Origin of the sequence: Dysgonomonas sp. 25, from assembly GCF_010501075.1 — a bacterium.
Lineage (GTDB): Bacteria > Bacteroidota > Bacteroidia > Bacteroidales > Dysgonomonadaceae > Dysgonomonas.
The window spans coordinates 266,131-283,724 of sequence record NZ_QVMN01000002.1 but is presented as its reverse complement, the minus strand read 5'-3'; the positions used below and the strand labels follow the sequence as shown (position 1 = coordinate 283,724).

The following is a 17,594-nucleotide window of genomic DNA, read 5'->3' as shown; positions in this document are numbered from 1 at the left end:
GGCCATTCTGTTATTGAGTGATACTATATGTTTCATTGATAAGGTCTACCTTCACCAAGTAGGTACCTGCGGAAAGTGAGGCATCGTCTTTTATATTATCTCCGCGGTAATACAACTTGCCTTCCGAACCGCCAAATTTACGATCCCAGTCGCCGTTTACCAGATGGATGGCAAAACCCCACGACGAGGCGCTGTTGATTGCAACTTGCCCTTCATATACTCCCGGTGTAGATGTTGCAGCTAATGGAGTATTGAAATCCCATACGTCATGCAATCCTACTACATAAACCTGATTTCCCACTGCTGTAAGGTTATAGGTAAACTGAATCAAAGAGGCTTCTATCAAATATAGTCCGGCTGTAGGAGCTGCAACGTTGTTCTGCCCCTTGAATTCTAATGAGCCTGCATATGCTGTTCCACCTTCTACCATTGTATATTTATCGTCCCAATTATCTTCTTCTATATTGATACTATATCCCCATAGCGAGTTGACATTGAATACACCTGCATAATTCAGTTCATCTTCATCGTAGAGCTTCATGTAATTATCGAAAGTCCAACTTCCGCTTATACCATCATCTATTCCCGGCAGATAGAGGTTTTGAATCACAGGATCAGGCTCTTCCGATCCACTTACAACTGTACATGTCCATGCTCCCGGCTGCTTCAGGTCTACTACCAGTGTATAAGTCCCTGCTTCGGGCACTGTCACTGTTATATCTCCGGCTTGAGGTGCAAATACTATATTTTGTCCCTCCTGTGCAAAGGCAACCGGGGTAATTTTTGCTGCATTATCATCTGTTCCTGTTGAATAATCATATTGTTTGCCAACAGTATTCAATTTCACATTCAATGTTGCAGCCACTGTTGCGTTAAAAGTGGTAGTCCATCTTACATTAGGACGGTCGAAAGTCATTTCGGCATTGATATCTCCACTTGCAGTCAATGAAGGAAGCAACAGAGCCGACCATTGTTTCATATTTGTATTCACTTCGGTATAATAACATCCTGTAACACCAGGGAACCAGAAATTCCAGCGTTTGTTATTATCATTTTCGGATGACATAATGAAAGGTGTACCACTCACAGCATCATTGCCCCAGATAGTACCATCCCCTTCGAGTAAATAGAAGTTAGACCACCCCGAAGCTCCCATAAAGCCGGTGTATATACCGTCTATCGACGGAGAATGAAGCGTTGTGCCTGTTTCCACTTTATCGGTATCGAGTACATACCCGACTGACATATCTATCAGGTAAGAGGTTATATTCACGGTTTCCACATCGCTGTAAGGCCCATCCATATTTACCCCGGTAACGGACTTTATACGGAAATAGACAGGCGTCTCATTGTCCGGCTCTATTCCCAGATTTTTTGCGATTGTATTAAGTTCGGCTCCGGTATATGCCTTCGAGAAATTATTGTCCAGAGTTTCAATAATGTTCGAGCTGAAATCGCTCGTCGTTGATATCTGGATATAATAAGAAACAGTTGCCGTAGTTGACATTGAAGGATCGCTTACAGCCAAAAATGAATTTTTAGTCCAAGCTAAAGAAAGGACAATAGCTGTAGAATTTTCCTTTGATAGTCTCACATTACTTTCGGTAATAACAAAATCGCTACTTTCGGTGCTGGAAAGATATATCGTGTCGCCATCATTTTTACAGGCCGTCATCAGTATCAGCATGACCAACAGCCACGAGAATGTTTTATATATATTGTTTATTGTTTTCATATGCAAACAGTTATTTGTCAATTAATAATTTTCATTGTATAGATTCGGATTTGCCGTAAGGTCAGTTGCTGGAATCGGGTAGATATTATATTTCTCATCTACAGCTTTACCATTTCTCACACCACCTTTCCATTCCCAGCGATATGTTGAGGATGTAAAGCTTCCGAAGCGTATAAGGTCGGTACGGCGGGTACACTCCCAATATAATTCCATTGCCCGTTCATTGAGGAAAAAATTGGGCAACAACATTTCGCTTTCAGTCACTTTGCCGACAGTTGCGTATGCGCTTCCAAAAGCACGTTGGCGTAGGTCATTTACATATCCCAAGGCTTCGCTTGTAGAGCTTCCTGAACCTCCGCGGGCTACTGATTCAGCCAGCATCAGATATATATCCGCCAGACGAAAGACAGGGAAATCGGTATTTACACCTCCTTCAGCCGTATTCGAAGCTTGCTCTCCCGCATCAGTCAGGTTAGTCCACTTGGTTACAAAATAGCCGTTGCTTTGATCATCAACGATATCTACTTCAAGAGTCTGCCCTGTAGTGAAAAACAAAGCGCGTTCGTCTCCAGCCTTGAAAAGCTTAGGTATATCGCCACGCACGCGGAACGAGCCCCATCCGCTGGTTACACCATAATCTCCCGGATTCTGATAATCGGAACTGTTGCCGACAGCACCACATATGATGTAAGTGGTAGATCCCCATGTAACAGCCTTTTCCGCATCCACAGCATAGGCAAAGATGATTTCATTCGTGCGTTTATGGTTATCTGCATTAAATAGTTTCTGGTATTCGGGTTCGAGAGTATAACCTTCGGCAATCACTTTTTTGCAATTCGTAATACAATCTGTATAGCGCTCTTCATTGATATATACTTTTGCATTCAGCAACATTTTTGCTAATAATGCATAAGCAGCCGATTTAGGTGCGCGCCCGTATTCACAGTCACCTCTGGAAAGTAAATCAGTATCAATCTGAGTCAACTCTGCTTCAATAAATTCAAATACCTGCTTCGCTTCGTAACGTGGCGGAATGAATGTCCCTACCGGATCGTTTTCGGTCACAAAGGGGATATTGCGGAAGAGATCCATTGCATGATAGTATGCTAATGCCCGCAGGAAACGGGCTTCGGCACGATAATGGCGTATATCGGCCTGTTCGCTTTCCGTAAACTTAGCTATTTGTTCATCCCCGGCATTGCGAAGAAATTCGTTGCATAGCGAGATATTATAAAATATGCGATAATACATATCCGATACCCACGGGTCGTTTGCATCCCACGATAGATAGGTGAGATCGGAGACTTTATCGCCTTCGAGCCAGGTAGAAGCAATTTCATCGGTGCCGCATTCCTGCAAATTGAAATAGCAGCGCATATAGTCTTGTCCGCTATTGCTATCCAGATCGGGCTTATTTCCTCCCTTTTCCTGTCCTGCAGTATAAAAGGCGGCATAGAGTTTGGCCAGCACGGATTTGTAATTAGCAGCGGAACTATATACATTTTCGGTAGTATCCTCGATATGAGGTGTTTGGTCAAGATCGTCCAGGCAGGAACTCATAGCCACAAGGCCTGCAAATAATAGTATATATATTGTTTTTTTCATTGCTGTTTTGTTTAAAGAAATTAAAAATCGAACCCTAAACTAATGGAGAAGATGCGTGGGCGCGGATAGAATGATAAGTCCATCCCATTTGGCACCTCCGGATCTACGCCTTTGTATTTGGTTATACAAAATACATTCTGTACCATGGCGCTCACATTGAGGCTAAACCAATCGTTGATACGTCCGAAATTATATCCCAAGGAAATATTGTCCATTTTGAGGAACGAGGCATTCTCTACATAGTAGTCGGATAGATACTGACGGTTTTGGAATCTTGTTTTAAGATAACTCTTGTTCAGATTGTTGATTTGAGCATCGTTATAGCTCACTGTACTCCACGCACCTGTGTTCATAGCCATACCATTGTATACGTAGTTGCCCACATTGGCGCGGAAGCTCATTCCAAGATTCCATTTCTTGTAGCGGAGCGAAGTGCTGAGACCGAAAATAAAATCGGGCGCCGGAGAGTGATAGCGATACAAGTCGGAAGAATTGATTTCACCATCATTGTTCAAGTCGGCATATGCTCCTTCCACAGGCATCCCTGTATTTTCGTCGTAAAGCTGATGATACACATAGAACATATATGGTTCATAGCCTTCGGAAAGCACTTGGAACTGGTAGCTATCTATCGTAGGGCCTACTAATGTATTGGTTGCAGCTCCGCCATCTATCAGTGAGAGGTTTTTTACTTTCATCTTTTGCCACGTCATATTGTAACTCACATTCCAGGTAAAGTCTTCGGTGTCTATAGGCGTTGCGTTTAACGAAAACTCGATACCGTGGCTATCTACATTCCCTACATTCGTAAGAATATTTTTATTGAAATTAGAGCCGGCCGGCGATGGAACTGTTGCTAACAAATCTTTGGTCTGGCGTGTATAGAAGTCGACCGAACCGCTGATTCTGTCTTTCAGAAATCCAAAATCGAGTCCGAAGTTCCATGATGTAGTGGTTTCCCATTTAAGGTCTTCGACATAGGCTTCGGGGCGATACGAATAATACCATTGGTCGCCAAATTGCACTTGTGCTCCATTCTGGCTCAACGTATAAACCGGCATATAGTTATAATTCCCGATGCCATCTTGTTGCCCGGTAATACCATAACTTGCCCGTAGTTTAAGATTACTGATGGTACGGTTATTTTTCAGAAACGATTCTTCATTAATTCTCCAGGCGAGAGCAACAGAAGGGAATGTACCCCAACGATTGTCTTTGTGGAAGCGCGATGTTCCGTCTCCTCTGACTGTTGCCGTCAACATATAGCGCGAATCGAATGTATAGTTCAGACGTGCATAATAGGAAATCAAAGCATGTCGCTGATCGGTGGCAGCGATCGACGATTGTATCTCGCCTTTGGTGTTAGTTTCGACATAAGCCGGACTTGTACTTTTCCAGAATTGATGGTCGTAACCCAGCGTTGCATCCACAACACTCTTTATATTATCGAGATCTTTATTATAATTCAGGTATGTTGTCAGCAAGCGATTGATATTCTTCTGTGGTCCATAATTATAATCTTTACCGGCTGTATTATAGTATTCCGCCGCCTCGGCAGGGATATATACAGAGCCTTTTCCTTCGGCATAGTCATATCCTAAAGTCAGGTGGTATCTCAATTCGGGCAAGAAATGCATTTTATAATCTACATCAGCATTTCCAATAAAACGCTGTACCTTACTGGTAGATTTGTTCTGGTCTATCAGCCCCCGTGGATTTATAACGGCACCATTTGCCGGTTTTCCATTACTGTCGATAGCCTCCCAATAGCCGCCATATTCGTTATTGCCCGAATACACCGGCGAAGTAGGATTAAAAGTTGAGGCTGCCCATATAGCACTTGTATTGGCAAACCGGTTATTGTTGAGTGAGCCTTTTGCGTTAACGCTAACTTTGAGATGATCATTAAAGAATGATGGCGTCAGGGAAAAACTACCCGTAAAACGTTCGGCATTATCGGTACGAACCAAACCATCCTGATTATAATAGCCGACAGATACACGGATAGGCCAGTTTTCGGCTATACGGCCTGCTACGCTGAGATTGTTGTCGGTGCCAAAAGCGGTGTGAAATACCTCATCATTCCAATCGGTAGATGCAGTCCCCAATAATGCCTTTTGTGAATTTGTACCCTTTGAGTTTATTACATCTACAAATTCGCTCCGGCTTAACATATCCACCATCTTTGTACGTGTCTGCACAGAACTGGTCGTATTGAATGTTACTTTTATGCCGCTACCTGTTCCTTTCTTTGTGGTTATAATGATTACTCCATTCGAAGCACGGGAACCGTAAATAGCAGTAGATGAGGCATCTTTCAGCACTGTCATGCTCTCGATATCCGAAGGGTTGATAAGGCTGAGGAAGTTGCCTGTGTTGCCACTTATTCCTCCACTTTCCAATGGCACACCGTCGAGGACGATGAGCGGATCGTTGCTGGCATTCAGAGATGCACCTCCACGGATGCGGATTGTACTTCCGCTTGTAGGCGAACCGCTGTTTGACATTATCTGAACCCCTGATACCTTACCATTTATAAGCTGTTCAGGAGAACTGATAAGCCCATCATTGAAATCTTTGCTGCTTACACTACTTATCGAGCCTGTAAGGTCACTTTTGCGCTGAGTACCGTAACCGATGACAACAACATCTGTCAGTTCCATCGATTTTGGCAACAATTTCACATGGAGGTTATTGTTGGTAATTGTAATAAGCTGTGGCTCGTAGCCCAGAAATGAGAATTCGAGTTGGTTCATACCGGCCGGCACTTCTATTGTGTACCTTCCGTCATAATCGGTGATTACGCCTACAGTTGTGTCGGGAACTTTAACTACCGCACCAATTATAGGCTCATCCGTTTCGTCCGTTACAATTCCTGTTACATTTCTGTTCTGTGCATTTGCTAACAGCGGCACTATGAGGAACAGCAAAAGTAATGGGAATCGAACATTTTTTTTGTATTTTTCCATGTCTATAAATTATTTAAATTAAGGTATTTATTTTTGTATAATATTGGCATTGACATTATTGCAGCCACATATCCCCCAATTCAACCGATGACTTTTCATCTATGTTATCCATGGTAGAGAGTATAAGCATTTCTATTTTTTCTATATCGAACGGGAGCTTTGTCGCGGGTGTAAAGTAACGTTCGAGGAATATGGGGTATGGAGCAGGGAGCAACACGGTTTTGTCTTGTTGCAGGCTTTCTAAAGATATTTTATATAAGCCGGTTCCGGCATCGAGGTTCAGAACAGATGTGTAGGTGAAACCGTCGGAAGTCACCAATCCAACTTTAAGCCTATCTATGCCTTTTGCATTGCTTACATTCAAGTATAGAGACTTGGTGTTCTGCAATACTGCTTTTCGAGCGGAAACTTCATCTTTAATATATTTGCGCCAGTAGAAACGGGATTCTGTATCCTTAACGGAGAAAGAGTATTTTATCCTGTTCGTTTCTGTCAAATCATTCCCTGTCAGTTTGCCTATTATATAAGAGCTTTCGGGTATGCCATAGGTTTCAATATTGCTATATCCGTCAGTAATCTTCACCAGTTCGACAGGAGCTTCGGTATTAACGATTCTGGTTTCATAGTATTTGTTCTCGTAAAAATCCCAATCCAGCGGATTTCCCTCTGTCCCGGCAGGATATGTAAAGCTTTTATCATCCTTGCATACAATGATGTTGTATTTCAGATTATTATCTTTTATCATATCTGCAGGAATGCCGGCTCTGTATGTGTAGCCATGCACTCTCTCCATTTTTATATATGGATTGCTTGGTGACCAAAAAGATATTTTATCCGTGTAAATGATTACAGAATCGGGAAAAGAAGGTCCGACAATCTGTGCTTCGATTTGCAGAGGTTGCTTATCTTCAGCTATTTTCGCCGGATTATGAACCACCGAGAATGTTTTGGCATGAGCTTCGGGAGCAACATATTCACCCAAGGTTATATTCCCCCATTTGGTAGATGCATTCCAATCCTTGTTCGGTTGATAATCTTTATTACAAAGAAGATAGACTCCCGGTTTTATAGAAAAGCCAATACCTTTTGATAACCCATTATGACTGTTTCCACTATTGATAGTTCTAATTATAAAATCTTCACCTAAACCGGGAAGGCTAATCTTCATATTCCATTCATTCCAAGCGATAGTTACTACTTCTTTATTTAAGGATGGTTTTGCAAACGGATCGTTTATCTGTACTGCATCCGGCATTACCTCCAGCCGCCATAATCCGGATTCTAACCTGTCGATAAAATAAGCTCCTGTGCCTTCGTAAGAAACAATAGGCGAACTGCCGCAACCTGCAACAGATTGTAGTTTTCCGGTATTCACAGGAATGGTTGATGTATTATTCGAATAATAAAATTTCTCTGGGATATTCAGTTCGCTCAAATCCTGCGTGTAACTAACCCGGAAACTATCAAATATAGTATCGTTCGGATATGCAGGATATTGCTTCTTCATTGGTACGGAGTAGGCTGCTTCCGCCGCTATTTTCATACTGATGGCCTTGTTCGGTGTATAAGCCAGATTCAGGAAGTGCGTCTGGTATTCGGTATTTGCCCAGGCTATATCAATCGGATCATAAGCAAATTGCGTAATCCACTGAAAGCCATTTGAGCGGAAAGTACGTGCCATAGCCGGATACATATAGGAATATGTGATGTCGGCAGGATCGAATTCGTAGACAGCTTTCGCCTTTTTAGCGAAACCTTTCACATTGGAGAATGAGATATCGTAGTTGTCCACATATGGCAGAAAATTACCTTTACGTGTATGTCCGGCAACCAAGCCGATAGGATACCATTGATACGTTGTGCCTTGTATCGATGTGTTGTAATAGGCCTGCACATGCTCCATGTTGTGGCTCACATTATAAAATACAGGTTTAGAGTTTCCGGCTTTCTTTAATGCTGCGAGCATCCTATTGATGTAAGCTTCTGTTTGTTGAGGTGCATCGGCATGGCAAGGCTCGTTATTGATTTCGAAGCCGACAATATATGGATCATCTTTATAAGACTGTTTGGTGTAAGGATTAACATGTTTCACAAACTGCGAAATATAATTTTCCTGTGCCACGATGGCATCCTCATCGCTATGTACTTTGCATTTATCATACAGGTACGAAAATGCACCCGTATCCTGATTCCTTTCGGGATAACCATTGCCAAAATTCGTCATGGTGGTTATCAGTATCCTTATATTGCGTTCTTTCAGTTTTGCAATGAGGTAGTCCAATAAATCGAGGTGGTCGTTGGCTATTAAATTTCCTTTGCCATCCGAAATTTCTACATCCCACACATGAATACGGTAAGCATTGAAACCCAAGCGAGCCATATGGTATACATCTTTGTCTATGGCTTCTTTATGGCTCTTTCCCTGATAATTCATTGCTCGGTAGGCATGTGCAAACGGCAACGTATAGTTTACACCATAAAAAGACGCCTCCTGACGGGTATCCGACCAGCGCATTACACCTGATTTATCAACGTAAACAGTAGGAATATTTTGCGCCTTTTGTGCCCACAAAGAACAGGTGAACATCAGACAGCATAATGTCGTAATAAAAACTTTCATGGCAGATTCGATCTAATTTAGATTTTCCCGATTATTTAAGGATAAGTCAAAATTAGCCGATTAATGGGGTAGATATACTGCACAAATTAGACAGATATGAACAGAAAAAGGACATCCGAAAAGTTTAACTAATCGGACATCGATATACTTAAAATACTGTTTTTCAGTAATATTTAAGTATTTTCCATAAATTGTCTTGGTGTTTTACCAAACTCCGACTGGAAACATTTGGAAAAATATGAGTGATTAGAGAAACCAACCATATACATGACTTCGGCTACCGTAAATTTATTTTGCGACAGGAGCATAGCTGCCTTTTTCAACCGTATCGATCTTATATATTCCACGGGAGACAAACCAGTAAGTTGCTTTATTTTACGATAAATTTGTTTGGAACCAATCCCCGAAATCGTACTAAGCGAGTTTACATTCAGATCGGGATCGGCTATCTTATTCTCAATTATCTGAATAATCTGGGAAAGAAGCCTCTCGTCCGGAGAAGTGGCTTCTATTGCTTTAGGGGTATCTATCGATTCTATCCTTAACTTCGTTTCTATCTGCTGTTTGCTTTTCAGCAGCTGGTTTACACGCGAAAGCAATAGTTCCGGGTCAAATGGTTTGGGGATAAATGCATCCACATTCAGGTTTATGCTTTCCAACTCCGTGCTTTTGTCATCTTTGGCGGTCAGCAAAATGATAGGAATAGTCGATGTCGGCATATTTTGTCTGATTCTCCGGCTCATCTCGAGGCCGTCCATTACAGGCATCATTATATCGGCCACTATCAGATCGGGACTATTGCCTGTTGCCATCTCCAATCCCATTTTGCCGTTGTGGGCAATCATACATCTGTATCTGCGGGATAATGTCTGACCGATAAAATCGGCAATCTCGGGGTTATCATCCACAATCAATATTAACGGACTGCTGTCATCGGCAGAAGTCTCCACTTGCTCATCGCTAATATCGTTCTCTTCTACAGAAACAGGCAAAGAGATGGTGATAGTGGTTCCTTTATCTTCCTCCGACGCTATATGTATTTTGCCCTCATGCTGTTCCGTATAAGTTTTGGCCAGATAGAGCCCGATACCTGTACCTTCTTTGTTTCCTGCGGTTTTAGTGGTCTGGTAATAACGCTCGAAGATATAAGGCATTTCATTTGCGGGTATACCGATTCCCTGATCGGAAAGGATAATGTCCAGCACCTTTTCATCATCTTTATAATTTAGCACAAAATCTATACGGCCACCTTCTTTCGTGTATTTGCAGGCATTGGATAGCAGGTTATTCAATACCGACTCTATTTTCAGTACATCAATATTTACGAATATCCTCTCGTGGTTAGTATGGAAAGAAAAGTTCAGGTTCTTATCTTTATATCCTTCCTGATAAATAGAATAGAGACTTCCGGCAAATTCGACAAACTCTACTCTCGACAACATCAGGCTGGTATTGGATACGCTGTCAGTCCGGTTAAACTCCAGGACTTGCCGTATAAGAGAATTTAATTTCAGGGCATTATGCTGCACATTTTCCAATAGCCGTTTCTTCGAAGCGTCTTTTGTCTCCAATAGCAATTTGCTGACTGGCGCTATAATAAGGCTCAGAGGTGTCTTAAATTCGTGCGAAACATTGGTGAAGAAATCAATCTTGAGATTTGTCAGTTCAACAGTCTTTTCCTTCTCTATCCGTTCAATCCTCAAGTTGTGCCGTACACGGAAGAAATTGATAATCCACACGATAAGAGCTAACAGCAAGATTGCATAGATACATCTTGCCCATAACGTATAATACCACGGCGGATTTATGCGTATGAAAAAGGTACGTGAAATATCCGATGGTTTCCCCGAAGAATCGAGACGGCTTATTATCAGCTTGTAGTTTCCATATTCCAGATTCGTATAGTTTATACGATTAATATTTTGTCTGATTATATTCCAATCTGTGTCAACACCTTCCAGTTTATAAACAAATTTCCCCGCCTCCTCTTCCGAATAGATTAGATCCGAGAATTCGAAAGCTAAGTTATTTTGATTGTGGTTCAGTTCTATTTCATCCAGATAGCGGATGCCATTACCCTCTTGAGCGGTCGCTGGCTGGAATAAGTTATCGTTAATGTAAAGAGCGGTGAGTACGAGTTGTGAGCCTGTAAAATTCTCATATTGTATATCCGGCGACAAAACGGTGAACTCATCGACTCCGCCCATGTATATTTTGTTTACGTCTTTATCGAAGAAAAAGCATGTAAAAGATTTATTCGTGATATTCAGCCTTTTTACGCCATTTGTTTTCTTATCCAGTACCCAAAGGCCTTCCGTCGTTGAAATCCATATATTATTACCGACCTCAATCAATGAAAGGATTTCACTGCTGCTGAAATTGTCGAGCTTTATGAAATCAGAACTATCAGTCTTGGTATTTATGCGCACTATTCCGCCACGATAGCCACCCCAAAGGAAGCCTTCGTCATCGCATATCACATAGTTGGGATTCTCATCAGTTGTCCCTTGTTTTATTGGAAATTTTTCAACAGTGTGGGTATTCGTGTTTATTTTATTGATTCCGTTATTGTAGAGCAATACCCATACATTACCCGAATGATCGGGTATAATCTGGTTGATAAAATTGCCCGACAACCCATTCCCGGTAGAATAATTCATCTCGGCGACATAAGTGCCTGACGAATTTAACAGCCGATCTCTATTGACTACGAATATACCACCAAGGCAGGTAGCTATCCACAACTGGCCTTTATCGTCTTCGAAGATATGATATGCCCAGTTCGAGTTCAGCGTATTCGTACTATCAACTATCGTGTAATGCACAAATTGTTTTCGCTGATAATCATATCTGTTGATACTACCATCTGTGGCTACCCACAAGTTGTTGTCCTTATCTTCATATATGTGCCTGATGCGGTTGTGCGATATGGGATATTTCGAATCGCCCATCCTGTACCAGATTGCATTATCGGTACGTTCGGTTAACGATGGGGAAAATATCAGGCCGTTTGTCCCTCCAAACCAATAGTTACCTCGCGAATCTTTAAAAATGGAATGGAATCGGTTGCCATCGCCAATGCCGGTAACTTGTGAGATAGGTATCGATTGTAAAGACTTATTGTTGCGCGACAAAGAGATACCATAATCGGTACCCAGCCAGATGTTTTTTTCCTTATCAGCGAATGCTCCCCAAATAATATTATTACTCAGCGATCGGCTGTTTCGGGAGTCGTGCACAAAATGGGCAGTACTCTTATCGGCGTGATTATAGGTATACAAGCCATTATCCGTTGCCAACACTAAATTATTGTCGCCGTCGATAGCCAGTGATTTTATGGAGTTGTTGTGGAAGAAATTGATTTCTTCTATCTCGTTTTTATCGGGTGAATACTTGTATAATGCACCTTCTGTGCCTATCCATATATCCCGGGTATTTGTGTCCTCCAGCAATGAGTTTATAAATTGGTTGCTCCTTTTATTGTCAACAGGCAGGGCGATTATTTCAAAGCTATCAGATTCGGGGATATACTTACAAAGCCCATTGTATGTCCCGATATATAGCGCATTATCCAGCGTTGTCACTATGGAATAGATAGTATTATGCGGAAGGCCTGAATAGATACCCTTACGGATATGCTCTATCTCTTTTGTCTCTAAATTATATCTGAATAACCCGTTGAGAGAGCCAATCCAAAGGATATTGTCACGCTTGGCTATAGCCCTTACATCTGAAGGAAAATCCGTACCATCCTCTTCGTACCGGTCGGTCTTATAATCATATATCAGCAAGCCATTATCAGTAGCCAACAGCAATTTAGAATCCTCATACACTAACATGGAGTGTATAAGTGTATTGTTCTTCTCGCCAAAAGTAAAATGTTGCTGGGCGGAATATCCGTCATAGCTAAACAGCCCTCTGTTAGTACCAATCCAGATAAGCCCTTGAGTATCTTGCGCAAAGCAATTGATAGTAGAGGCTTCGGTACTGGGAATGATATTTGTAAATATTTGATAATTTGAGGCTTGACCCCACAAATGGGGGCTAAACAAAAGGAGAGTAATTATGTATAGTAAATTTTTATACATTTAGCCGGTTATATCATAGTAATACAAATATAATCCATTTTTATGTAGAATTAATATCCGGTGAATTCCTTTAGTTTTATATTAATAAATTCCAGCCATCGACGAGGCAAATACCGCGTTTATATCATACTGGTGACTAAACTCTTACAGCAACCCCATCAAATTAGCTACCCGGCATGCTTCAAGCGAATTTTTAACCCGGAGTTTTTCCAGTATATTCTGGCGATGCCTGCTGATTGTGTAAATGCTGATCGACAATATATCGGCAATGTCTTTACTCATCTTTCCTTTTTCAATCAAGGATAATATTTCTTTCTCCCTCTTTGTCAAGATATTACTACATTTATTCCTGTCGGGTTGAAGGACTTCTCCTGTCGCCGAATTAATGATTACCCCATCGGAGAGTCCATGTTCGGCTCTCGCCTCCGAAAAATTGTAGAGGCAAAGCGACAGCCATAAGTTTCCGACGATGCAACCACTGACATAAAACATCCGGTGTTGTATGTTTACATACTTTCCGTCTTTATTTTTCATTCGCATTTCGCTTCTGACATAGTAATCGGGACGTTCATCTACGGGCATGGATTTCAGTAAATGAAAAAATTGAAGTTCAAGAGTATGCTTCTTCATGAGATCTTCGGGATGGATTCTGTCAAAAATGTCTTCTTCCCATATCGAATTTATATTTTTTACACTGCCCTTGTCTCCGATACCCAATGCTTGGGCAACGCCGCCATTGTATATATAGCTCTTATTTTCTTTCAAATCGCTAAGGACAGCCATTGAGTTCTCCAGCCGGGAATAGCTGTATGCAACTTGTTGATATTGCGCAAGTAAATCGGTTTCTCCTTTGTCTTTGGAAAACGGTTGCTTCAAAAGTTCTTCATTCAATGCAGATACGATATTCATCTTCAGAAAAAAATGGTTATTAATAAGTATTGCCTATTATTTTACAGCCCTTTATCTTTGTAAAGATAGTTTTTTATATGGTTATTTCTTTTAAATATTTACTAATAAATAAAACCTTTTAATATGTCACGTATAAATAAGTTTTTGATTTTTTGCATACTGATTTTGACGACAACAGGGACAATGGCTCAAAACCTGGAAAAAATGCAATGGTTTAATGAGCCGGAAAAATGGGAGATTAAAAATAATTCCCTTTCTATGTACGTAACGCCACAAAGCGACTATTGGCGTATTTCTCATTACGGGTTTACGGTGGATGATGCGCCTTTTTATTATGCGACCTACGGAGGAGAATTTGAAGTAAAGGTGAAAATATCAGGAGATTACAAAGTAAGATTCGACCAGTCGGGACTGATGTTGCGCATAGATCACGAAAATTATATAAAAGCCGGGATCGAGTATGTAGACGGCAAATATAATTTAAGTACGGTCGTCACTCACCAGACAAGCGACTGGAGTGTTATCGCTCTGGACAAACCCGTGCCGTTTGTATGGATAAAGGCCGTAAGACGATTAGATGCCGTAGAAGTATTTTATTCTTTCGATGACAAGAATTATGTGATGATGCGCAACGCATGGTTGCAGGATAACCGCCCAGTTATGGTCGGGCTGATGGGAGCCTGTCCCGACGGTAACGGATTTGCAGCCAAGTTTGAAAATTTTTCGGTAAAGCACCTGCCCGATCAACGCAGGTTGAACTGGCTGAAAAACAATGCGGAGTAATATCAAAATGAGAATAGAACATATCGCTATTTATGCCGAAGACATTGAATTACTTCGCGAATTTTATATGAAGTATTTTAATCTCGGTTGCGGAGAAAAATATGTGAATCCGAAGAGAAATTTCACTTCATATTTTTTGTCTTTCGGAGATGACAAGACACGTATCGAACTGATGAATATCCCCGATATGGCAAGTCCTGCAAGCAGAGGAAATTTGAAAGGACTGGCGCACATTGCGATCTCGCTCGGAGAAAAAGAAAAGGTAAACAGGCTTACCGAAATACTGCGTAAAGACGGCTATACTATTGCGAGCGAACCAAGGACATCGGGTGACGGATATTATGAAAGTGCGGTATTAGATCCCGAAGGAAATTATGTCGAAATAACAGCATAAATTATTGGAAGAAAATAAACAGCAAAGCACCCCTGTAGCAAGAATAAACAGACAAAGGGCTGTGTCCTGAAACGACAGCCCCTTGTCAACCAACCAAATCATCTATGTATACGATGGATTACAAGCATGTAACCACAACGTTTTCCGTCAGAATATTCTTACCACTTTAAAGATACATATACGCCATCCGGATCGTTATCGAAGACGAACAGGCATGTTTTGCTGAACTCATCCCAGAGACATTCTGTATCACACAACACTGTTCCATCCGCTTTCTTCATCTCACAATCCGATGGTTTAGATGGCAGCAATATGCGCATATAATTCTTTGTATCGATAGGACTTTTGGCAACAAAGGAATATGATTTTCCTTTGATTTCTTCATCGTATATCCTACATGCAGAAGCTAAAACCTGTGGTTCGCTCTTATCGGCAACAGATTCTACATTATACAGAAGCGCCTGTTGACCGGGGTGAACAATCTTCTGCCTAAGCACAGGAAGCTCGGGGTTGAAGAGGTCTATATACAATCCTTTCGCTATATAGGGTTCTTCGCTAACGCTTTCGTCCATTACAGCGATCAAGTGGTACGGGCCTCTTTCCAGATAGAAGTTGTTCTTAAATTCAAGTTCTCCGGCTCCTGCTTTCTCTTCGTACAAAGATTTCACAACATCTACCAGTTTTTGATCCAAATCTTCCTTCATTACAAAGTCTTTAGGATCGGTGCGGATAACGTAGACTGTTCCACTGCCATAACTATATTCCCCTTCTGTGGGCGACGCCGCGATATTCATTTTCTCGAATAAGTGATCTGCCGGCGCTTTATAGTTGTTGCCTTTTGTATTCCACCATTCCTGCACCGTCTGGAACGGATCGGTATCCGAACCGCTATATACAAGGATTCCTCCGTTTTTCACCCAATTGGCTATATGTTCGTGTTCTTCCGCCGAAGAAGGTTTCATATTGGAATAGGTCATCAAGAGGATTTTAGTGTTTTTGAAAGTTCCGGCATACGACACATTTTCTATATGCGTCGTACTTACCGGAATTCCCCGTTTAAGAAACGGTAGCGCTTGTCCGTAAAAGTTGGAAAGTTGAGGATCTTCGTAACTTGCATGCGTAGGGAATCGCTGGAACATCAGCGAATTGGCCATCAAAACACTGATACCGCTACTTCCCGATACTTTGTTATCCGAAAGCGGCATGCTGTTCAGCGTATTTATCATTACCTGCATCTGAGTCGAATAATGCTTCGGTATGCGATCTTTCACATCGCTATCGGCACTGGTGCGGTACAATCCTTCATAGATGCGCTCAGGCCAAGGCATCACTTCGTAGTCGGCAATATTCGGATACAATAGTTGCGCGGTAAAGGTCGCTTCATAATTTCTTTTATAGTCTACCCAGTCGCGGGGCCAGTCTTCTATTGGGTCGGTGAGGAAGAACATTTTGCGTCCTGTAGGAGCAGTCATCGACTCCATTGAGCCGTATTCCAAGAAAGCATTTTCGAAAACACGTTCTTTTCTAATTCCGTTGTAATAGTTCGGTTCGCGGGAAGTTCCCGTCCATACCTGTGCAATATAGCCATCGACGCAATCCAACGAAGCCAAACTCGCTTCGGGGCTCACAATCTGCCATTGCGAATAATTGACAAGCGAATGGGTAGGAACATAGCAACGGACATTCATGCCCTTGCTCTTTCCGTATTCCTTGGCATAAGTAAAGACATCTTTAATGGCTTTGTAGTAGAGATGGTATTTCAGTTTATTAGCCAGATAGGTATTCTCCGGCGATTCGTGTTGCGGACGCCAGTCGAAGCCGTAATATTCTTTCCATTCCTTTTTGAATGCTTCGCTATATCCTGCGCGTGCCCAGAATTCGGGTTCTTCCATAAAAATGGCATCGATACCTGCATCGACAACACGCTTGACGTGTCTCTCTTTCAGATATTTAAGAAAATTATCAGAAGGAACAATGTAAGGAACCATATGCCCGTGCCAGATAGTATCTCCACTGAGCTGTACCTGTCCCTCATCCAGATGCGGTTTTCCATCCCATTCTCCGGTGAAGTAGTCCTGATATTCGCCCCAAGCGATACCCGTCATAAAATGGACAGTATATCCTCTCTCGCGCCAGGATTTTACCCGTTCTTCAAATGGTATACGCTCCGATTTATCCGAAGGGTTGCCCCCTACTCCATATACAATAGCAACATCTGCGCGGTTGTCGATTGTCGGACGCCATTCGCGTGACGTTTGAAATACGGTTTTCTCATTTTCCGATTCTGCACTATTTGTTCCATTCTTACAGCTAAAGGTTGTAAACAAGAATAATACAGGAATAATACTGATAATATTCTTCATCGTTATTTTTTAAGGTTAGGTTGTTTTATTGTTTAGTATTCCTACCAAATAAGGACAATTCAAAATCTACCGGTTATGCCCGAGGTTAAAAGGTCGATAGGGCTGATTGATGTGTCCCTCAAAGATTC

The 17,594-nt window shown here is 41.7% G+C and carries 9 protein-coding genes; 2 read left to right on the top strand and 7 right to left on the bottom strand.

The window, feature by feature from the left end; translation table 11 throughout:
• Positions 1 to 10: 10 nt before the first annotated feature.
• The 6 genes from D0T66_RS04315 to D0T66_RS04290 all read right to left on the bottom strand — a co-directional run bounded on the left by D0T66_RS04315 (position 11) and on the right by D0T66_RS04290 (position 13,926).
• Positions 11 to 1,735, bottom strand: coding sequence for a DUF5114 domain-containing protein (locus D0T66_RS04315; RefSeq protein WP_163355970.1), 1,725 nt, complete (start codon positions 1,733 to 1,735; stop codon positions 11 to 13).
• Between the two features lie 21 nt (positions 1,736 to 1,756).
• Complete coding sequence (locus D0T66_RS04310; protein WP_163355968.1) at positions 1,757 to 3,340, bottom strand: RagB/SusD family nutrient uptake outer membrane protein; 1,584 nt, start codon at positions 3,338 to 3,340, stop codon at positions 1,757 to 1,759.
• A 20-nt stretch (positions 3,341 to 3,360) separates the two neighbouring features.
• Positions 3,361 to 6,309, bottom strand: coding sequence for a TonB-dependent receptor (locus D0T66_RS04305; protein ID WP_163355966.1), 2,949 nt, complete (start codon positions 6,307 to 6,309; stop codon positions 3,361 to 3,363).
• Between the two features lie 55 nt (positions 6,310 to 6,364).
• Complete coding sequence (locus D0T66_RS04300) at positions 6,365 to 8,929, bottom strand: cellulase family glycosylhydrolase (protein ID WP_163355964.1); 2,565 nt, start codon at positions 8,927 to 8,929, stop codon at positions 6,365 to 6,367.
• A 173-nt stretch (positions 8,930 to 9,102) separates the two neighbouring features.
• Positions 9,103 to 13,017 (bottom strand): two-component regulator propeller domain-containing protein, encoded by a 3,915-nt coding sequence (locus tag D0T66_RS04295; RefSeq protein WP_163355962.1) that lies wholly within the window; start codon positions 13,015 to 13,017, stop codon positions 9,103 to 9,105.
• A 144-nt stretch (positions 13,018 to 13,161) separates the two neighbouring features.
• Positions 13,162 to 13,926: a response regulator transcription factor gene (locus tag D0T66_RS04290; RefSeq protein ID WP_163355960.1), complete on the bottom strand. Its 765-nt coding sequence runs from the start codon at positions 13,924 to 13,926 to the stop codon at positions 13,162 to 13,164.
• Positions 13,927 to 14,109: 183 nt separating this feature from the next.
• Between D0T66_RS04290 and D0T66_RS04285 the strand changes: the two genes are divergently transcribed.
• Together D0T66_RS04285 and D0T66_RS04280 are read left to right on the top strand one after the other, a co-directional pair.
• Positions 14,110 to 14,709, top strand: coding sequence for a DUF1349 domain-containing protein (locus tag D0T66_RS04285; protein WP_163356271.1), 600 nt, complete (start codon positions 14,110 to 14,112; stop codon positions 14,707 to 14,709).
• Between the two features lie 7 nt (positions 14,710 to 14,716).
• Positions 14,717 to 15,103 carry a VOC family protein gene (locus tag D0T66_RS04280; protein WP_163355958.1) on the top strand — a complete coding sequence of 129 codons (387 nt, stop codon included), beginning with the start codon at positions 14,717 to 14,719 and terminating at the stop codon, positions 15,101 to 15,103.
• 158 nt (positions 15,104 to 15,261) lie between these two features.
• On the opposite strand, the gene D0T66_RS04275 is transcribed toward D0T66_RS04280, so the two are convergent.
• On the bottom strand, positions 15,262 to 17,466 hold the full coding sequence (locus D0T66_RS04275) for a hypothetical protein (RefSeq protein WP_163355956.1): 2,205 nt from the start codon (positions 17,464 to 17,466) through the stop codon (positions 15,262 to 15,264).
• Positions 17,467 to 17,594: the final 128 nt, after the last annotated feature.